15 protein-coding genes are annotated in these 18,650 nt (G+C 66.3%); 3 read left to right on the top strand and 12 right to left on the bottom strand.

What is annotated here, in order from left to right; all coding sequences use genetic code 11:
- Position 1: 1 nt before the first annotated feature.
- From ACIP1U_RS16340 to ACIP1U_RS16325, 4 genes are all read right to left on the bottom strand, one after another.
- The gene (locus ACIP1U_RS16340) at positions 2-2,065 is read right to left on the bottom strand and encodes an FAD-dependent oxidoreductase (RefSeq protein ID WP_400316674.1); all 2,064 of its coding nucleotides are present in this window, start codon (positions 2,063-2,065) and stop codon (positions 2-4) included.
- 85 nt (positions 2,066-2,150) lie between these two features.
- The gene (locus ACIP1U_RS16335) at positions 2,151-2,684 is read right to left on the bottom strand and encodes a DUF5943 domain-containing protein (RefSeq protein ID WP_400316672.1); all 534 of its coding nucleotides are present in this window, start codon (positions 2,682-2,684) and stop codon (positions 2,151-2,153) included.
- A gap of 146 nt (positions 2,685-2,830) precedes the next feature.
- Entirely contained in the window at positions 2,831-3,802 is a 972-nt protein-coding gene (locus ACIP1U_RS16330) for a dipeptidase (RefSeq protein ID WP_400316670.1), read from the bottom strand.
- Between the two features lie 37 nt (positions 3,803-3,839).
- A complete protein-coding gene (locus tag ACIP1U_RS16325) occupies positions 3,840-5,114 on the bottom strand; it encodes a serine hydroxymethyltransferase (RefSeq protein ID WP_400316668.1) in 1,275 nt (424 codons plus the stop codon).
- 485 nt (positions 5,115-5,599) lie between these two features.
- Here ACIP1U_RS16325 and ACIP1U_RS16320 point away from each other — a divergent pair, with 485 nt between their 5' ends.
- A complete protein-coding gene (locus ACIP1U_RS16320; RefSeq protein ID WP_400316667.1) occupies positions 5,600-6,625 on the top strand; it encodes a GlxA family transcriptional regulator in 1,026 nt (341 codons plus the stop codon).
- 222 nt (positions 6,626-6,847) lie between these two features.
- On the opposite strand, the gene fdhA is transcribed toward ACIP1U_RS16320, so the two are convergent.
- The 8 genes from fdhA to ACIP1U_RS16280 all read right to left on the bottom strand — a co-directional run bounded on the left by fdhA (position 6,848) and on the right by ACIP1U_RS16280 (position 16,672).
- Positions 6,848-8,047: a formaldehyde dehydrogenase, glutathione-independent gene (gene fdhA, locus ACIP1U_RS16315; protein WP_400316665.1), complete on the bottom strand. Its 1,200-nt coding sequence runs from the start codon at positions 8,045-8,047 to the stop codon at positions 6,848-6,850.
- A 230-nt stretch (positions 8,048-8,277) separates the two neighbouring features.
- Positions 8,278-9,426, bottom strand: coding sequence for a porin (locus ACIP1U_RS16310; protein WP_400316663.1), 1,149 nt, complete (start codon positions 9,424-9,426; stop codon positions 8,278-8,280).
- Between the two features lie 161 nt (positions 9,427-9,587).
- Complete coding sequence (locus ACIP1U_RS16305) at positions 9,588-10,052, bottom strand: dihydroneopterin aldolase (RefSeq protein ID WP_400316662.1); 465 nt, start codon at positions 10,050-10,052, stop codon at positions 9,588-9,590.
- Entirely contained in the window at positions 10,049-10,702 is a 654-nt protein-coding gene (locus tag ACIP1U_RS16300) for a sarcosine oxidase subunit gamma (RefSeq protein WP_400316660.1), read from the bottom strand. Before ACIP1U_RS16300 ends, ACIP1U_RS16305 begins: the two co-directional genes overlap by 4 nt.
- Entirely contained in the window at positions 10,692-13,703 is a 3,012-nt protein-coding gene (locus ACIP1U_RS16295; RefSeq protein ID WP_400316658.1) for a sarcosine oxidase subunit alpha family protein, read from the bottom strand. The genes ACIP1U_RS16300 and ACIP1U_RS16295 overlap by 11 nt, the downstream gene beginning before the upstream one ends.
- Complete coding sequence (locus ACIP1U_RS16290; RefSeq protein ID WP_400316656.1) at positions 13,700-13,996, bottom strand: sarcosine oxidase subunit delta; 297 nt, start codon at positions 13,994-13,996, stop codon at positions 13,700-13,702. Before ACIP1U_RS16290 ends, ACIP1U_RS16295 begins: the two co-directional genes overlap by 4 nt.
- 29 nt (positions 13,997-14,025) lie before the next feature.
- The gene (locus ACIP1U_RS16285; RefSeq protein ID WP_209754379.1) at positions 14,026-15,270 is read right to left on the bottom strand and encodes a sarcosine oxidase subunit beta family protein; all 1,245 of its coding nucleotides are present in this window, start codon (positions 15,268-15,270) and stop codon (positions 14,026-14,028) included.
- Positions 15,271-15,283: 13 nt separating this feature from the next.
- A complete protein-coding gene (locus ACIP1U_RS16280; RefSeq protein WP_400316654.1) occupies positions 15,284-16,672 on the bottom strand; it encodes an L-serine ammonia-lyase in 1,389 nt (462 codons plus the stop codon).
- Between the two features lie 403 nt (positions 16,673-17,075).
- On the opposite strand from ACIP1U_RS16280, the gene ACIP1U_RS16275 reads away from it, so the two are divergent.
- Together ACIP1U_RS16275 and ACIP1U_RS16270 are read left to right on the top strand one after the other, a co-directional pair.
- Complete coding sequence (locus tag ACIP1U_RS16275; protein WP_400316652.1) at positions 17,076-18,197, top strand: GlxA family transcriptional regulator; 1,122 nt, start codon at positions 17,076-17,078, stop codon at positions 18,195-18,197.
- Positions 18,198-18,312: 115 nt separating this feature from the next.
- On the top strand, positions 18,313-18,650 hold a 338-nt coding region (locus tag ACIP1U_RS16270), incomplete at its 3' end, for an alcohol dehydrogenase catalytic domain-containing protein (RefSeq protein ID WP_400316650.1).

The raw sequence follows: 18,650 nt of genomic DNA, 5'->3' as shown, positions 1-18,650 counted from the left end.
GTCAGAAGTCCTTCACGAGCCGCAGCGCGTCATAGATCGCGCCGTGGATGTTATGCATCGAGATGCAGTCGCCAACGCGGAACAGCAGGAAGCGGCCGTTGCCGAGCGTCTCCAACAGGCATGGCTGGGGCTCCGACGCAAACAACTTGTGCACGTCGACCTGGCCGCGGTTGACCGATTCCGGCTTGAGCTTCCAGTAGAGCGCGTCGTTCGGCGTCGAGCCATTCTCGATCACGACCTGGTCCACGGCGCGTTCCTCGAGTTCTTCCGTGTACTCGTTGCGCAGCACCGCGATCGTCTTGCCGTCTTCCTCGTAGACGCGGTCGAGCCAGTAGTTCGGGGTATGGATCACGCCCTGCGCGTACAGGCGGCGATAGAAGATCGGGAACGTCGTGCCGCCACAGTCGTCGGCGACCTTCACGTCCGGCGTGACGATCTCGACCTTGGCGCCGCGGCTTGCCAGGTAGTCGGCGACGCCCGCGCCGGCGTGCGTGCTGACGCCGTCGTAGACCAGCACGTTCTGCTTCGCCTCGACCCGGCCGGACAATACATCCCACGAGCTGACCGCGAGGCCTTCGGCGACGCCCCACGCCGGCACCTGGTCGGAGAAGGCACGGCCGCCCGTCGCCAGTACGATGATGTCCGGCTGCTCGGCCATGATGGTCCTGGCGTCGGCTTCGACGCCCAGGCGCCGGTCGACGCCCAGGCGCTTGGTCTCCATGTCGAACCAGCGCACGATGCCGGCCATCTGCTCGCGCTGCGGTGCCTTCGAGGCGAGCATGATCTGGCCGCCTACCTCGGTATTCTTCTCGAACAGCACCACGTCATGGCCGCGCGAGCGTGCGACGCGTGCCGCCTCCAGGCCGGCCGGGCCTGCGCCGACCACGACAACCTTGCGTTTGGGCCCGCGCGATTTCTCGATCACGTGCGGCATCGTCGCCTCGCGCGAGGTGGCCGCATTCTGCACGCACAGCACGTCCAGGCCGTTGTACTGGCGGTCGATACAGTAGTTCGCGCCCACGCATTGCTTGATTTCGTCCTCGCGGCCGTCGCGGATCTTGATGACCATGTGGGGATCCGCCATCTGCGCGCGCGTCATGCCGACCAGGTCGACCATGCCGCTCGCGAGCAGGCGCTCGGCCTGGCCCGCGTCGCGGATGCTCTGCGCATGCATCACCGGGATCTTGACCACCGACTTGATCCCCGCCGCCAGGTGCACGAACGGCTCGGGCGGCAGCGCCATCGGCGGCATGCAGTTGGCCAGCGTATTGTGCGTATCCGCGCCCGATCCGATCACGCCGAGGTAGTCGATCAGCCCCGACTCGGACATGGCCTGCGCAATCTCCTTGAGCTGCTGGTGGTCAAGGCCGTCCTCGTGGAACTCGTCGCCGCACATGCGCAGGCCGACGCAGAAATCCTTGCCGACCGCCTCGCGCACCGCCTGCAGCACCTCGACGCCGAAGCGCAGCCGGTTCTGCAGGCTGCCGCCCCACTCGTCGGTGCGGAAGTTGGTGCGCGGGCTCCAGAACTGGTCGATCAGGTGCTGGTGCGCGGCCGAGATCTCGATGCCGTCCATGCCCGCGTCCTTCACGCGCTTTGCCGCGGCGGCGAAGTCGGCGATGATGCGGCGGATCTCCTCGACCTCGATGATCTTCGCATTGCCGCGGTGCACCGGCTCGCGCACGCCGGACGGCGACATCAGGTGCGGCCAGTGCTCGCCGTGGAACGCCGAGCGGCGGCCCATATGGGTGGCCTGGATCATGATCTTCGCGCCGTGGCGGTGCATCGTCTCCGCCAGCCGCGACAGCGGCTCGACGATCCTGTCCGTGGCAAGGTTCACCGACTTCCACCAGCCCTGGGGGCTGTCGATCGATACCGGGCTGGAGCCGCCGCAGATCGCCAGGCCGACACCGCCCTTCGCTTTTTCTTCGTAGTAGCGGATGTAGCGGTCGCCCGGCAGGCCGTCCGGCTCGGCATACACCTCGGCGTGCGCAGTGCTGACGATCCGGTTGCGCAGCGTCAGCTGGTTGAGCTGCAAGGGTTTAAACAGGTGGGGATAGCGCATCGCAGACGACCTCTGGCGTTCGTATGTCTTTAGTGTTGCGGATGAAATCTGGCTCGGCGGGGGCTTAGCGTCGGCTTAGCGAGGTTCAGTGGGCGATCGCCGACACCTCGAACACGCAATGATCGTGGCCCTCGGCCGCGCACTGCACTTCCTTCGATTGCGCGCGTGGCCCGCCCGTGCCGGCAGGCGCCGTGTCGTTGACCCAGTCCATCGCACCGGCGAACCAGCCGGCGAACATGTAGCAGAGCTTGCCTTCCTTGCCCGGCTGCGCGAGCACGAACGACGAGTGGTGCAACGCGATGCGCGCATGTGCCGTGGCCGGATCGGCTTCGAGCAGGGAGAAGAGGCCCCAGCCGCGCTGCGACAGCCGCTTCAGGTAGTGCTCGTACACGGCCATGCCGGTGAGGCCGTGCAGCTGTGCCTCCTTGTCGCACCAGTGGTAGGCGGACTTGTAGCCTGCCTTGTAGAGGATCTCGGCGTACGTATCGACTCCGAGCGTCTCCTCGACGGCGACGTGGTTGTTGGTGAAGAAATGGCGCGGGACGTACAGCATCGGCAGCGCGTCGGTGGTCCAGACGCCGGTGTCGGGATTGACATCGATCGGCAGTTGCGGTTGCATCGTGGTGGCTCCGTGAGGAAAAATTCGCCGCTTGCGTCTTCGCGCAGGCGCGGCATTGCCCGCGTGCCCGCGCGGCGCGCGGGCACGTCCCGTTGGTAGTGAATCGCTTGAAGAGACGAAAGAGAACCGGCTTGTATCGCGCGGGTTCAGCCGCCCCAGACTTCCTTGAAGACCCGCACCCAGTTCTCGCCCATGATCTTGCGGATGCGCGATGTCTTCCAGCCCGCGCGCTCCATCGCCGCGGTCAGGTTCGGGAATTCGCCGATGGTCCGGATGCCCTCCGGATTGATCACCTTGCCGAAGTTGGTCAGCCGGCGATAGCGGCCCTTGTCGTGCGTCAGCATGTCGAAGAACTCGGTGCTGTAGCCCTGCGTGAAGTCGGTGCCGATGCCGACCCCATCCTCTCCGACCAGGTTCACGACGTAATCGATCGCTTCGATGTAGTCGTCGACGGTCGCGTCAATGCCGCGCTTCAGGAACGGCGCGAACATGGTCACGCCGACGAAGCCGCCGGCATCGGCGATCTCCTTGAGCTGCACGTCGCTCTTGTTGCGCGGATGCTCCTTCAGGCCCGAGGGCAGGCAGTGCGAGTAGCAGACGGGCTTTTTCGAGAAGGCGATCGCTTCGGAGGAGGTCTTGCCGCCGACGTGCGACAGGTCGACCATGATCCCGACGCGGTTCATCTCGGTGATCACTTCGCGGCCGAAGTCGGACAGCCCGCCATCGCGCTCGTAGCAGCCGGTGCCCACCAGGTTCTGCGTGTTGTAGCAGAGCTGCACGACACGCACGCCCATGTCGGCGAACGCTTCGATGTAGCCAAGGTTGTCCTCGAACGCATGCGCGTTCTGGAAGCCGAGGATGACGCCGGTCTTGCCTTCTCGCTTCGCGTTGAGGATGTCGTCGGTGGTGCGCACCAGCGTCAGCAGTTCGCCGTTGTCGCGGATCTGCTTCTTCATCAGTGCGATGTTGTCGACGGTCTTGGTGAAATTCTCCCAGACCGAGACGGTGCAGTTCGCGGCGGTGACGCCACCCTTGCGCATGTCTTCGAACACCGACCGCTCGAACTTCGAGATGTTCAGGCCGTCGATGATGATGCTGTCCTCGTGCAGCGGGCTCATAGGTATTGCTCCAGTCTGGCTTTTTGTACTTCGGCGCTCAGTAGATCGGGAAGCGTTCGCACAGCGCGAAGATCTCGCGCCGCACCCGCTGCTCGGTGGACTGATCCCCTTGCGGGTTCGCGCGCAGCGCCTCGAACACCTCCAGGATCAGCCGCCCGATCTCGCGGAACTCCGCGACGCCGAAGCCGCGCGTGGTGGCGGCCGGCGCGCCCAGGCGGATGCCCGATGTGATCGTCGGCTTCTCGGTGTCAAAAGGAATGCCGTTCTTGTTGCAGGTGATGCCGGCGCGCTCGAGCGCCTGCTCGACCTGTGTCCCCTTGAGCCCCTTGGGGCGCAGGTCGACCAGCAGCAGGTGGTTGTCGGTGCCGCCCGTCACCAGGTCGACGCCTCCCGCCTTCAGCACTTCGCCGAGTGCTTGCGCGTTCGCCAGCACGTTGTCGATGTAGCGCTTGAATTCCGGCTGCAGCGCCTCGCCGAACGCGACCGCCTTGCCCGCGATCACGTGCATCAGCGGGCCGCCCTGCAGGCCCGGGAACACGGCCGAGTTGATCTTCTTGGCGATCTCCTCGTCGTTGGTCAGCACGAAGCCGCCGCGCGGGCCGCGCAGGGTCTTGTGCGTGGTCGACGTGACGACGTGCGCATGCTCGACCGGATTCGGATGGCGGCCCGCGGCGATCACGCCAGCGATGTGCGCCATGTCGACCATCAGCCTGGCGCCGACGCTGTCGGCAATCGCGCGGAAGCGGGCGAAATCCAGCTTGCGCGGGTAGGCGGAGAAGCCGGCAATGATCAGGCTCGGCTTGTGCTCATGCGCGAGCGCTTCGACCTCGTCGTAGTCGATCAGCATGGTGTCGCGGTTCACGCCGTACTGCACCGCGTTGAACCACTTGCCCGACAGGGCGGGCTTGGCGCCATGGGTCAGGTGGCCACCGGCATCGAGCGACATGCCCAGCAGGGTGTCGCCCGGCTTGGCCAGCGCGAGCATCACCGAGCCATTGGCCTGCGCGCCGGAGTGCGGCTGCACGTTGGCGAAGCCGGCGTTGAACAGCTGCTTCACGCGGTCGATGGCGAGCGCTTCGACCTCATCCGCAAACTCGCAGCCGCCGTAGTAGCGCTTGCCCGGGTATCCCTCCGCGTACTTGTTGGTCAGCACCGAGCCTTGCGCCTCGAGCACCGCGCGCGACACGATGTTTTCCGATGCGATCAGCTCGACTTGCGATTGCTGCCGCTCAAGCTCCTTCAGGAGTGCACCGCGCACCCGCGAGTCGCGCTCGGCCAGGGACTGCGAGAAGAAAGACTGGGTGTTCGACATAGAAGATCCGTGACTGATTGAGATGGCTGCCTGACGGGGCGGGAGGCCCGCTGCACCGGGGCTCTCCGGCCTGGTCGGCGCAGCGTTGCCGACGGATCTATTCTTGTCGTTCGGGTTTTATGTCGATTGGTGAATTCAGACGCGTTCTTTTCCATTTCCGCCATTGGCGTCCGTTTTGAACAAGTCGGGCGTGGCGCGCATGCGAGCGCGTGGCCTCTGCCGTTTGCGTGACGCGGTGACATAAGGCTTCCGCACTGCACCTGTGGTTGCGTGGCGAACCGCACCGGCGCGGTGCATCCGCGCAGCTAGGCGAGCTGCCATGCCACGCATCCGGTGCATTTCGGCGCTTGCGGGCATTGCGCCCCTCATTAGTAGGGGTTTCGCCGTATGGCACGTTTGTTGCGCCCGCATTATGAATATCCATAGACGGCGCCGCGGCCTCCCCCAGGCCTGAATGCCCATCAAAATTCCAAGGATCGCCCCCCATGTCCCCCGACCGAACCGCGTCGCTGTCCCACTTCGCGTTCATGCCGCTGCCCAACTACACGATGATTGCGTTCACCAACGCCATCGAGGTGCTGCGGATGGCGAACTACCTCAGCGGGCAGGAGCTGTACCGCTGGTCCGTCATCAGCCCGGAAGGAGGCCCGGTGACGGCGAGTAACGGACTGACGATCGATACCCGTCCGGCCGACAGCATCGGGCGACCGGACATCGTGTTTGTCTGCGGTGGGATCGACGTCCAGCGCTCGACCGGGGCTGACCATCTGTCGACGCTGCGCCGCGCGGCGCGCGAGGGCCTGATGCTCGGCAGCCTGTGCACCGGCACCTATGCCCTGGCCAAGTCAGGCTTGCTCGCCGGCTATGCCTGTGCCATCCACTGGGAGAACATGTCGGCGCTGAAGGAGGAGTTTCCAGACACGCGCTTCCTGAAGGAACTGTTCGTGATCGACCGGGACCGCGTCACCTGCACTGGCGGCGTCGCGCCGCTCGACATGATGCTGTACCTGATCGCCAGCCGAGTCGGCACGGCCCGCGTCACACAGATTGCCGAGCAGTTCATCGTCGAGCATGTGCGCGACACGAGCGCGCAGCAGAAGATGCCGCTGGTCGCGCGGCTGGGGTCGGCGAACAAGTCTCTGTTCGAGGTGATCTCGCTGATGGAGAACAACATCGAGGAGCCACTATCGCGCGAGGAACTCGCAAGGCTGGCGAGCATGTCGCAGCGGCAGCTGCAGCGGCTGTTCCGCGACCATCTCGGGATGACGCCGACGCACTATTACCTGACGCTGCGGCTGCGTCGCGCGCGTGAACTGCTGCTGCAGACCGACATGTCGATCATGCATATCACGATGGCATGCGGCTTCCAGTCCGCATGCCATTTCAGCAAGAGCTACCGCGAGGCGTTCGGGGTCGCGCCGACACGTGAACGCCGGGCACAGTCGGCGCCGCTGGCGAAACTGCCGGCACATGGCAAGGCGCCTCGGTATGCGCCGGTGTTGCACGCGTGAGGCTGCAGGAGCGGCAGCGATTTCCGCCGCGTGCGACGCGCCAATGAAAACGGGCGGCCCGACTGCGGCCGCCCTCAGATTGCTGACAAAGGGAGAATTCCAGATTGTTTGCTCCCCTCTCCCATAAATGGGAGAGGGGAGACAACATTCGCTGCCTTTGACTTTGTCAGCAGCCAAAGGGAGGCCCGACTACGGCCGCCCTTTTTGCGCCTGAGGAACCGCTCAGGCAGCAGCCAGCATGCCGTGCGGATCGATGACGAATTTGCGCGGCGCGCCGCCATCGAACTGCTGGTAGCCCTCCGGCGCCTGGTCCAGTGAAATCACCGAAACATTGACGATTTCCGCGATCGGCAGCCGATTGTGCAGGATGGCCTGCATCAGGTTGCGGTTGTACTTCAGCACGGGCGTCTGGCCAGTATGGAAGGAATGCGACTTGGCCCAGCCAAGGCCGAAGCGGATGCTCAGGCTCCCCCGCTGCGCCGCGGCATCCCTGGCACCCGGGTCATCGGTCACGTAAAGGCCCGGGATGCCGATCGCGCCCGCAGGCCGCGTGATCTCCATCAGCGAATTGAGCACCGTCGCCGGCGCCTCCTCGACGTGGCCCGATGCGCCGTGGCCGTGCGCCTCGAAGCCGACGCAGTCGACCGCGCAATCGATCTCGGGCGTGCCGAGGATGGCGGCGATCTGCTCGCCGAGCGTGGCGTCCCGCGACAGGTCGACGACCTCGAATCCCATCGCCTTGGCGTGGGCAAGGCGCGCGGGGTTCATGTCGCCGACGATGGTGCAGGCCGCGCCGAGCAGGCGTGCCGATGCCGCGGCAGCCATGCCGACCGGGCCCGCTCCGGCGATGTAAACGGTCGAGCCCGGCTTCACGCCGGCAGTCACGGCGCCGTGGTAGCCGGTCGGCAGGATGTCCGACAGGCAGGTAAGGTCGCGGATCTTCGCCAGCGCCTGGTCGCGGTCGGGGAATTTCAGCAGGTTGAAGTCGGCGTACGGCACCATGACGTACTCAGACTGCCCGCCGATCCACCCGCCCATGTCGACGTAGCCGTACGCGCCGCCGGCACGCGACGGATTGACGCTCAGGCATACGCCGGTGTGTTGCTCCTTGCACATCGCGCAGCGCCCGCAGGCGACGTTGAACGGCACCGAAACCAGGTCGCCGATCTTCAGCGTTTCGACGTCGCGGCCGATCTCGATCACCTCGCCGGTGATCTCGTGGCCGAGCACGAGGCCCACCTCTGCGGTGGTGCGGCCGCGCACCATGTGCTGGTCCGACCCGCAGATATTCGTGGTCACGACCTTGAGGATTACGCCGTGGCCGATCGCGCGCCCCGTCGGATCGGCCATTTTCGGATAGTCGATGCTCTGTACCTCGACCTTGCCCGGCCCAAGATATACGACACCCCGGTTGTTGCTCATCGCATTGTCTCCATGTCTCGTTACATGTCTCGTTAGAGCATGCCGCGGCCGCGCAGTCCGGCACCGCATTCGCGGCATGCGTCTTCGAGAGTAGTGCGGGACGCCTTGCAGCTTTGTGCAAAATCCGACGCGTGCTTGAACCTGGCCGACATCGTCCCCGGCCGCACAATCCCACAAGCGGGGCTCTGGCCGTAGGCAGCCAGATCACCGCGGCACTAGGACGATACGGCTTAGAACTTGTGGCGAATCGCGGCCCGGACCAGGACCTGGCTGGACTTCGACGACGAATCGGCCGCGCCGGGTATGTAGGCTTGGTCCAGTGCCGTGCCGGTTTTGTCCCCGCTCACACGCTGGTAGACCCCTTGCAGGTAGACGTCGGTCCGCTTCGAGAAGTTGTAGTCCGCCATCAGGCCGATGCTGTGGACCTTGGGCCTGGCCTCGCCCGACGACGCCTGGAACTTCTCCGTGGTCAGCGTGTAGACCGCACCGGCATAGAACGCCGGCGTGAACTGGTACTTGAAATTGAATTCGAAGTTCTGGAACTTGAGCGCATCCAGCGTGCCGCCGGCCGGCAGGATGGAACCTGAGATGTACGAGGTCGACAGCGGCTGGGTCAGGTTCGTGTTGGAGTAGGCGAAGCCGGCCGTTGCTGCGCCGAACGTGTAGTTGACGCCGGCGCCGAAGATGCGCAGGCGCCTGGCAAGGAAGTTCTGGTCGCCGCCGCTGCTGATGGCGCCGTTGGCAGTGGCCGACGGGTTGTCAGCCTCCAGGTAGGCGGCGGCCAGCAGCAATCCGCCGCTCGCGTACTGCATCCCCGCGCCGTACTGGCGGTTGTTGGCAAAGTTGGTGTCGTTGCTGAAGCTGTAGGTGCCGCCGAACTGGAACCCGCCAAGCGATGGGCTGGTGTACTTGACCGTGTTGTTGACCCGAAACGAGTAGACCATGTTGTCGTTGTCGTAGGGGTGGCCGAACATGTATCCGCCCCAGTTTCCGACGACGGTGGTCGGCGCCAGGTAGTCGATCACCGAGTCATACTGGCGTCCGAGCGTGATAGTGCCCAACTGGTCGTCGGCAAGGCCGACATAGGCTTGCCGGCCGAACAGCACGCCGCCCTGCGCGGCCCTGCCGGTGCTGGCGTTGAAGCCGTTTTCCAGCTGAAACAGCGCCTTGACGCCGCCTCCCAGGTCTTCCGAGCCCTTCAGCCCCCAGCGGCTGCCTTGCGCAAAGCCGCTTTGCATCTCGGTCAGGCGATCTCCGCGGACGTTGTTGGTGTAGTTGATGCCTTCGTCGATGATGCCGTACAGCGTGACGCTGCCTTGAGCAAAGGCGGACGTGGAAAACAACAGGGCGATGGTTGGGCTTAGTGTGGCTTTTTTCATTGGATTTCCTCCTCGTATCGGTGGCGCGCGCCGCCGCCACGCCTATCGGCACGGCAGCGGCGCTGCCTACGAGAGTAGTCCCCAAGGGCACACCGGCTGCATGCAAAACCCGACGCGCGCTTGGCCGGCGCCGCCATCGCGCTGGCAGGCCCTGGCCGCGCTCAGGCCGCCTTGCCGCCGCGGCGCAGGTAGTCGGCGCGCGTCCATTCCAGCTCGACGCCGACGCGCTGCGTGCCCGGCCGGATCTTGGGCTTGTGCACGGCAAGCTTAAGGGTGTCGAGCGCCGGCCATTCGCGGAACGAAAGCTCCGCGATGTCAGCCACCAGCGTCTCCAGCAGGCGCGTGTGCGGCTTGCGCGCGAGATACGCGGCCACGCGCGTGCAATAGCCGTCGTAGTCGATCCACCCGTTCTCTTCGCTCGGCTCGCGCCGGTAGCCAAGGCGCGCGTCCATCACGATCGGCTGCGGCGCGTCATGCTCGTGCGGGTGGATGCCGATGCGCACCGGCACTGTCAACGCATCGACAAACACGCTCCAGCCCCGCCCCCGCAGCTGCGGGGCATCGAGACCACCTCGCCCGTCAAGCCCCGCCAGCGGCTCGCTGAACACCGTGTCGACCGGCTTCATGACAGCAGCGGCGTCGCCGCGTCGAGCAGGATGCGCAAGAAGTAGTCCGCGAAGCTGCGTCGCACCACGATCTCGAAGCGGTCGTCGCCGGTCGGCACGACCACGATCGATGCCTTGAAGTAGTGGCTCTGGGCGCATTGCCCCGCTTTCAGCACACGCGGATGCAGGTCAAGCGGGCAGCCCCGCGCCAGCACGTCGCGCACGCGTGCGCCGCTGAGTCCGACGACGGTGTAGCCGCTGCCGACGTCGACCGCGGCGGAATATGTGCCGGCGATGGCCGGGGCCAGCTTGTCCTCCAGCACGCCGGCCGGCACCGGCCCGTTCGAGCGCACCAGCCACTCGTCCGGGCCCAGCCACAGCACGTCGTACGCGGCGCTGCGCGCGACCGTGTTCGGAGCGGCCGGCGGACAGCAGCCGACCACGCCCTCGAACCCATCGACGAAGGCGGGATCGGCCAGCTCTCCCCGCACCATGACCAGATCGAGGAACGGACGTTCGCGCAACGTGAAGTGCTTCGACGCACGCACGTGCGGTGCCTCCAGCAGGCCGCCCGCGCCGATGAGCGGCGACTCCAGGCGCACGTCACGCGTGCGCGCGTTGGGTACTGGCGCATTGGCCAGCGCCGTAGCAACACCTTGATCATTCCACATTCTGGCGCACCCCTTCGGTATCGTAGAAAACAGGGCTGGAGATCTTCGCGCTCACCCGGCGTCCATCAGCCAGCGGGATCGCGACACTCTCGCCCATCTTGCCCAGCCCGCCCTTCACCACGGCCAGCGCGATCGAGCGCTTCAGGATCGGGCTGTAATAGCTCGACGTCACGTGGCCGATCATCGGCGTCGGTTCGGTCGTCGACACGCGCGTGCCCGGCGCGATGATCTGCGCGCCCTCGGGCAGCACGAACTGCGCGTCGTCGGTCAGCAGGCCGACAAACTGCTTGCGGCCTTCCTTCACGGTGTCAGAGCGCGTCAGCGAGCGCTTGCCGAGGAAATCCTTCGACTTCGCCACCAGCCCGCCCATGCCAAGGTCGTACGGCGTGACCGAGCCGTCGGTATCCTGGCCGACGATGATGTAGCCCTTCTCCGCGCGCAGCACGTGCATGGTCTCGGTGCCGTACGGCGTGATGTCGAACTCGGCGCCGGCGGCCATCAGCGCCTCCCACACCGCGCGGCCGGCGTTCGCGGGCACGTTGACCTCGTAGGCCAGCTCGCCCGAAAAGCTGATGCGCATCACGCGGGCCCTGGCGCCGGCAACGGTGCCGTTGCGGTAGCTCATGAACGGGAAGGCAGCGTTGGCGAAGTCGATATCGGCGCAGACCTTCTGCAGCACCTTGCGGCTCTTCGGCCCGACCACCGCGAACGTCGCCCAGTGATCGGTCACCGAGGACAGGCGGACCTTCATGTCGGGCCACTCGGTCTGCAGCCAGCGCTCGAGCCATGTCAGCACGCGCGCGGCGCCGCCGGTGGTGGTGGTCATCATGAAATGCTGCTCGCCAAGGCGCACCGTCACGCCGTCGTCGAACACCATGCCGTTCTCGTCCAGCATCAGGCCGTAGCGGCACTTGCCCACTTCGAGCTTGCCCCACGGGTTGGTGTACATCCAGTTCAGCAGCGTGACCGCGTCCGGGCCCTGGATGTCGATCTTGCCCAGCGTCGACGCGTCGAGGATGCCCACGCTGTTGCGCACCGCCAGGCATTCGCGCTTCACCGCCGCGTGCAGGTCCTCGCCCCGCTTCGGGAAGTACCAGGGGCGCTTCCAGTTGCCGACGTCCTCGAACAGCGCGCCATTCGCGACGTGCCATTCATGCACGCAGGTCTTGCGCACCGGGTCGAGGAAGTCGCCGACCTCGCGCCCCGCAAACGTGCCGAAGGTGACCGGCGTGTAGTTGGGGCGGAACGTGGTGGTGCCGGTCTCCGGGATCGACTTGCCCAGCGCCTGCGCCAGGATCGCCATGCCGTTGATGTTGCCGAGCTTGCCCTGGTCAGTGCCGAAGCCCATCGCGGTGTAGCGCTTCACGTGCTCGACCGACTCGAAGCCTTCGCGCGCCGCCAGCAGGATGTCCGAGGCCGCGACGTCGTTCTGGAAGTCGACGAACTGCTTGGGCCCGCGCGCGGCGGCCTCGCGGCTGCCGACGAGCCACAGCGGCAGCAGCGCGCCCTCGGCGACAGCGCTGACCTTTGGCGCGGCCGGCTGCTTCGTGGTGGCGAAGCCGGTGCTCCTGGCCGCATCAGCGCCCGCTTCGAGCGCCAGCGGCAACGCTAGCGCGAGGTTGAACTCGCCCGCGGCCGCGCCGATGCTGGTTTCGGCCTGCAGCGACTTGCCCGGCACGAAGCACGTCTTCTCGTCGCTCCACTGCGCCTTGCCGCCCGATTGCGCGAACAGGTGCAGCACCGGGCTCAGGCCGCCCGACATCGCGACGAGATCGCAGGCGATCTTCGACACCTTGCCGCCGACCTTGCCGTTGGCATAGGACGCAACGCTGACGGACGAGACGTGCTTCTTGCCGGCGGCAGCCACCACGACCGCGCCGTTCATCACGTTCACACCCTGCCGCTTCGCCGCCGCGGGCAGCGCGCCGCTGGTCGTGGCACGCGGGTCGACGATGGTCACCTTCGCGCCGCATCCCTTCAGGTCGAGCGCCGCCTGGTAGCCGCGGTCGTTGTTGGTGAACACCACCGCCTCGCGCCCCGGCAGCACGCCGTAGCGGTGAATGTAGGTCGACACCGCCGACGCCATCATCACGCCCGGCAGGTCGTTGTTGCCGAAGACGATGGGACGCTCGTGCGCGCCGGTCGCGAGGATCACGCGCCTGGCGCGGATCTTCCACAGCAGCTCGCGCGAGCCGTGGCGCATCGCTACCGACAGGTGGTCCGTCAGGCGCTGCGTGACAGTGACGAGATTGTGGTCCTGGTAGCCGAAGGCATTGCTGCGCGACAGGATGGTCACGTCCGGCAGCTTGCGCAGCTTGCCCTCGATCTCGGCAACCCACTGCAGCGCGGGCTTGCCGTTGATGTCGGCGCGCCCGGACAGCAGGCTGCCGCCAAGTTCGCACTGGTCGTCGACCAGGATCACGCGCGCACCGGTCACCGCCGCCGCATGCGCGGCGGCGAGGCCGGTGGGCCCGCCGCCGACGATGAGCACGTCGCAGTGGGCGTAGCGCTTGTCGTAGCGGTCGGCATCCAGCGTCGTCGGTGCCTTGCCGAGGCCGGCCGCCTCGCGGATCTTCTCCTCATACCTGGGCCACATCTTGCGCGGCCACATGAAGGTCTTGTAGTAGAAGCCCGCGGGCATGAAGCGCGCGAACTTCTGGTTGACCGCCATGCGGTCGCGCTCCAGATCCGGCTCCGCGTTAACGCTCGCCGCGACGAGGCCCTGGTACAGCTCGATTTCCGTTGCGCGCGCATTCGGGACCGTGTAGGCCCCGCGCTCCAGCTGCACCACGGCATTCGGCTCCGCCACGTCGGCGGTCATGATGCCGCGCGGGCGGTGGTACTTGAAGCTGCGCGCGACGAAGCGCACGCCGTTGGCGAGCAGCGCCGAAGCCAGCGTGTCGCCCTGGAAGCCCTGGTACACGCGCCCGTTGAAGGTGAAGGTCAGCGGCTTGCCGCGATTGATGCGGCCGCCCGTGCCGAGACGGTCTTTCTGGCTCATTGCTTGCCCCTTCCTTGCTGTGCGTTGGCGGCGGGCTGGCCGAAGGTTTCGTAGCCCTTGATGTCATAGCTGACGGTGTCGCGCTCGATCTTGAACCAGCGGCGGCAGCCCTGCGCGTGGAGCCACTGCTCGCGATGCACGCCGCGGGTGTTGGTGCGCATGAACAGGTAGTCGCCCCATTCGCGGTCGGACAGCTTGTCGGTCTCGAGCGGGCGTGCGATGTCGGCTTCGCCGCCGCACGAGAATTCGGATTCGGCGCGCGGGCCGCACCATGGACATTGGATCAGCAACATGTCTTTCTCCTGCTTGCGTTCAGTGCGGTTCAGTGCGCGACGGCGGCGGCGCCGTGCTCGTCGATCAGGTGGCCGGTATAGAAGCGGTCGAGCGAAAAGGGTGCGTTCAGCGCATGCGGCTGGTCGCGCGCGATGGTGTGCGCGTACGCCCACCCCGAGCCAGGCGTCGCCTTGAACCCGCCGGTGCCCCAGCCACAGTTGAAATAGAGACCCTTGACGTCGGTCTTGCTGATGATCGGGCACGCGTCCGGCGATGTATCGACGATGCCGCCCCACTGGCGGTTCATGCGCACACGCGAGAACACCGGGAACATCTCGACGATGGCCTGCAGCGTGCCTTCGATGACCTGGAAGCTGCCGCGCTGGCCAAAGCCGGTGTACTGGTCGATGCCCGCGCCGATCACCAGGTCGCCCTTGTCGGACTGGCTGATGTAGGCGTGCACCGCGTTGGACATGATCACCGAGTTGACCACCGGCTTGATCGGCTCGGACACCAGCGCCTGCAGCGGGTGGCTTTCCAGTGGCAGGCGGATGCCGGCCATGTCGGCAAGCGTGGTGGTATTGCCGGCGGCGACCACCGCCACCTTCTTCGCCTTGATAAAGCCCTTCACCGTCTCGACGCCGACCACCGCGCCGCCGTCGCGGCGGATGCCGGTGACCTGGCAGTTCTGGATGATGTCGACGCCGGCGCGGTCGGCGCCGCGCGCGAAGCCCCAGGCCACGGCATCGTGCCGGGCCACCCCGGCGCGCCGCTGGATCGACGCGCCCAGTACCGGGTAGCGGCTGTTCAGGTTGATGGTGGGCTCGATCTCCTTGACCTGCGCGGGCGTCAGGAACTCGGCGTCGACGCCGTTCAGGCGGTTCGCGTTCACGCGCCGCTCGGTGTCGCGCACGTCCTGCAGCGTGTGCGCCAGGTTCATCACGCCGCGCTGGCTGAACATGACGTTGTAGTTCAGGTCCTGCGACAGCCCCTCCCACAGCTTCATCGCCTTTTCGTAGAGCGCCGCGGATTCGTCCCACAGGTAGTTCGAGCGGACGATCGTGGTGTTCCGTGCGGTGTTGCCGCCGCCGATCCACCCCTTCTCGAGCACGGCGACATTGGTGATGCCGTGCTCCTTTGCCAGGTAGTACGCGGTCGCCAGGCCGTGCCCGCCGCCGCCGACGATGACCACGTCATACTCGCGCCTGGGCTCGGGACTTTTCCACTGCTTCTCCCAGTTCTCGTGGTAGGACAGCCCATTGCGGAACAGACTGAATATCGAATAGCGGCTCATTTCATGCACCCCTTTAGCATTCAATGACGTTCACGGCCAGACCGCCGCGCGACGTCTCCTTGTATTTCGTCTTCATGTCGGCACCGGTCTCGCGCATGGTCTTGATCACCGAGTCGAGCGACACGTAATGCTGGCCGTCGCCCTTGAGCGCCATGCGCGAGGCGTTGAGCGCCTTGATTGCGCCCATAGCGTTGCGCTCGATGCAGGGAATCTGCACCAGCCCGCCAACCGGGTCGCAGGTCATGCCGAGGTTGTGCTCCATGCCGATTTCCGCGGCGTTCTCGACCTGGTCCGGCGTACCGCCCATCACCGCCGCGAGCGCGGCCGCGGCCATCGAGCACGCCACGCCGACCTCGCCCTGGCAGCCGACCTCGGCGCCGGAGATCGACGCCGTTTCCTTGTAGATCATCCCGATCGCGGCCGCGGTCAGCAGGAAATCGACGATGCCATCGTCGTTCGAGCCCGGCACGAACTTCGCGTAGTAGTGGAGCACCGCCGGGATCACGCCGGCCGCGCCGTTGGTCGGCGCGGTGACGACGCGGCCGCCCGCCGCGTTCTCCTCGTTGACGGCCATCGCGTACAGGTTGACCCAGTCGAGCATCGACAGTGGGTCGCGCAGCGATTCCTCGGAGCGCGTGCGCAGGCGGTGGTTGAGCTCGGCCGCGCGGCGCTTCACGCGCATCGGGCCGGGCAGTTCGCCCTCGACCTTGCAGCCGCGTTCGACGCAGGCGGCCATGGTGCGCCAGATCGCCAGCAACCCTTCCCGCACGTCGTCGGCGGGGCGCAGCGCGCATTCATTGCGGAAGATCAGTTCGGCAATCGACAGCCCGCTGTCGCGGCACGCCTGCATCAGCTCGGCGCCGGTGCGGAACGGATACGGCACCTCCGCGGCCGCGCGCACGCCGTTGACACGGTCGCCGTCGCGGTTGACGACGAAGCCGCCGCCAATCGAGTAGTACTCCTTCTCGACCAGCAGCTGCCCCTGCTCGTCGAACGCCTGGAAGCGCATGCCGTTCGGGTGCACCACGCTGCCGGTGCCGCTCATCATCCGGCGGAAAAAGCCGAGGTGCTCCTTCTCGTCGAAGCCGATCTCGTGCTTGCCGAGCAGCAGCACGCGCTTGTCCTTGCGGATCTGCGCCAGCCGCGGCTCGATCAGGTCCGGATCGATCCGGTCGGGCAGCGCCCCTTCCAGGCCAAGCAGCACCGCCTTGTCGGTGCCGTGGCCCTTGCCGGTCGCGCCGAGCGAGCCATACAATTCCGCTCGCACGCGGCGAACGAAGCCGAGCAGGTTCGCATCCTCGAGGTGGGATACGAAGCGGCACGCGGCGATCATCGGGCCGACCGTATGCGAACTCGAGGGTCCGATACCGATCTTGAACAGGTCGAAAACGCTGACATTCATCTGACTGCCTCTCTGCGGGTGCTGGGTTGCTGTCGTTGGAAGCCAGTACATCAGAGCGCAGGATTTGCAGATAGAACAAAACCGGCATCGGCGTGGGATGCCACCGCCAGTCGGCGGTCCGCAGGGGCCCGGATTTCGCTTTGGCGATGATTCGCGTCGCAATTATGCAAGTCCGCTGCAGGCGGATCGGCGACGCTGGCTGTGACGGAGCGCGTTGTTCGACCGCGGGCAAGCCAGGGGCAAGACCGGGGCAAAGCGGCGCGGCGGGAGGCCACAGGGATGCAGTACGCATCACCGGCGTCCGCGTGCCCGACGTGCCCAAGGCGCCCTCGCCCGTGTCGGGCGGGTTCCGGGGTAGCCCGGATGTGCCTGCCCATGCGAGCCTGTCAAGATGGATGCCGCCATGACACCAGATGTTCCCGTTTCTCCCGTCGCCGAGCCCGCGCCCCGGCGCATCCGCTTCGGCATCGTGCTGCTGCCGAACTTCACGCTGACCGCGTTTTCGGGCTTCGTCGACATGCTGCGGCTGTCGGCGGACGATGGCGACTACAGCAAGCCGGTGGGCTGCGTCTGGAGCGTGATCGGCAACACACTCGCGCCGGTGCGCGCAAGCTGCGGAATCCAGGTCGCGCCGTGGGAGACCTTTGACGAAGCGGAGCCATTCGACTACGTGGTCGTCGTCGGCGGGCTGCTCCACTCGGGGCCGCAGGCCGGACCCGAAACACTGGACTTCATCCGCCGCGCGGCGGGCGGCGGCGCGACCATCGTCGGCATCTGCACCGGCGTTTTCACCCTGATGCGCGCGGGCGTGCTCGACGGCTACCGGGCTTGCGTCAGCTGGTTCCACTACTGGGATTTCATCGAGCGCTTCCCGTCGGTGGATCCCGACTTGCTGGTCGCCGACCGGCTGTTCGTGATCGACCGCCGGCGCATCACGTGCTCGGGCGGGCGCGCGTCGATCGACATGGCCGCCGCCATCCTGCTGCGCCACTTCGATCATGCGACCGTGCAGAAGGCGCTGCGGATCCTGCTGGTCGGCGAGATGCAGAAAGGCAACGCGCCGCAGCCGCACCCGCCCGGCCTCGAACCGGCGACGCACCCGAAGGTCAAGCGCGCGATCCTGCTGATGGAGCAGCACGTCGGGCGCGCGCTGCCGCTCGAGGCGCTCGCATGCAAGCTTGACCTGTCGGCGCGCCAGCTCGAGCGCCTGTTCAAGGCACAGACCGGCAAGAGCCCGCAGGTATTCGCCAAGCATGTGCGGCTGCGCACCGCCGCGTGGCTGCTGACCAGCTCGGATCGTACCGTTGCCGACATCGCATTGAGCTGTGGCTTTGCCGACGCCTCGCATCTTGGGCGCGAGTTCCGCAAGCAATTCGGCGTACCGCCCGCGGCCTACCGCGACAAGGGAGCCCCTCCCGCCGAGCCGGTGCTGTCCGACGACGACGCCGGCGCACTGTGCATGCCCGATGATGGCGAAGGCGAAGCTGAAAGTGAAGGTGAAAGTGAAGGTGAAAGCCAGCTTTGATGGCGGCCGTCGGCCAACTTGGGCCAGTTTTCGGACAAGTGCATGCCGGCCCGGCCAATACCCATGCCAGGCCACTTATAGTCTGGCCCCACCAGCTTATCGATAGAACAGACCGATGAAAACACGCGCAGCAGTTGCCTGGGGTGCGGGAAAGCCGCTAACGATCGAAGACGTGGACCTGGACGGCCCGCGCGCCGGGGAAGTGCTGGTGGAAGTGAAGGCTACCGGCATCTGCCATACCGATTACTACACCCTCTCCGGCGCCGATCCTGAAGGCATCTTCCCGGCAATCCTGGGCCATGAAGGCGCCGGCATCGTCACCGACGTCGGCCCCGGCGTGACCTCGCTCAAGCCGGGCGACCACGTGATTCCGCTGTACACGCCGGAATGCCGCCAGTGCAAGTTCTGCCTGTCGCGCAAGACCAACCTGTGCCAGGCGATCCGCGCCACCCA

The organism is Cupriavidus sp. NPDC089707, from assembly GCF_044748965.1.
Classification (GTDB): domain Bacteria; phylum Pseudomonadota; class Gammaproteobacteria; order Burkholderiales; family Burkholderiaceae; genus Cupriavidus.
The sequence above is the reverse complement of the archived record's forward strand: the minus strand, read 5'-3'. Positions and strand labels throughout refer to the sequence as shown.

Bases quoted from the DNA above. Each gene is read 5' to 3' on its own strand.
- ACIP1U_RS16340 (WP_400316674.1), bottom strand. From the start codon at position 2,065: ATGCGCTATCCCCACCTGTTTAAACCCTTGCAGCTCAACCAGCTGACG.
- ACIP1U_RS16335 (WP_400316672.1), bottom strand. From the start codon at position 2,684: ATGCAACCGCAACTGCCGATCGATGTCAATCCCGACACCGGCGTCTGG.
- ACIP1U_RS16330 (WP_400316670.1), bottom strand. From the start codon at position 3,802: ATGAGCCCGCTGCACGAGGACAGCATCATCATCGACGGCCTGAACATC.
- ACIP1U_RS16325 (WP_400316668.1), bottom strand. From the start codon at position 5,114: ATGTCGAACACCCAGTCTTTCTTCTCGCAGTCCCTGGCCGAGCGCGAC.
- ACIP1U_RS16320 (WP_400316667.1), top strand. From the start codon at position 5,600: ATGTCCCCCGACCGAACCGCGTCGCTGTCCCACTTCGCGTTCATGCCG.
- fdhA (WP_400316665.1), bottom strand. From the start codon at position 8,047: ATGAGCAACAACCGGGGTGTCGTATATCTTGGGCCGGGCAAGGTCGAG.
- ACIP1U_RS16310 (WP_400316663.1), bottom strand. From the start codon at position 9,426: ATGAAAAAAGCCACACTAAGCCCAACCATCGCCCTGTTGTTTTCCACG.
- ACIP1U_RS16305 (WP_400316662.1), bottom strand. From the start codon at position 10,052: ATGAAGCCGGTCGACACGGTGTTCAGCGAGCCGCTGGCGGGGCTTGAC.
- ACIP1U_RS16300 (WP_400316660.1), bottom strand. From the start codon at position 10,702: ATGTGGAATGATCAAGGTGTTGCTACGGCGCTGGCCAATGCGCCAGTA.
- ACIP1U_RS16295 (WP_400316658.1), bottom strand. From the start codon at position 13,703: ATGAGCCAGAAAGACCGTCTCGGCACGGGCGGCCGCATCAATCGCGGC.
- ACIP1U_RS16290 (WP_400316656.1), bottom strand. From the start codon at position 13,996: ATGTTGCTGATCCAATGTCCATGGTGCGGCCCGCGCGCCGAATCCGAA.
- ACIP1U_RS16285 (WP_209754379.1), bottom strand. From the start codon at position 15,270: ATGAGCCGCTATTCGATATTCAGTCTGTTCCGCAATGGGCTGTCCTAC.
- ACIP1U_RS16280 (WP_400316654.1), bottom strand. From the start codon at position 16,672: ATGAATGTCAGCGTTTTCGACCTGTTCAAGATCGGTATCGGACCCTCG.
- ACIP1U_RS16275 (WP_400316652.1), top strand. From the start codon at position 17,076: ATGACACCAGATGTTCCCGTTTCTCCCGTCGCCGAGCCCGCGCCCCGG.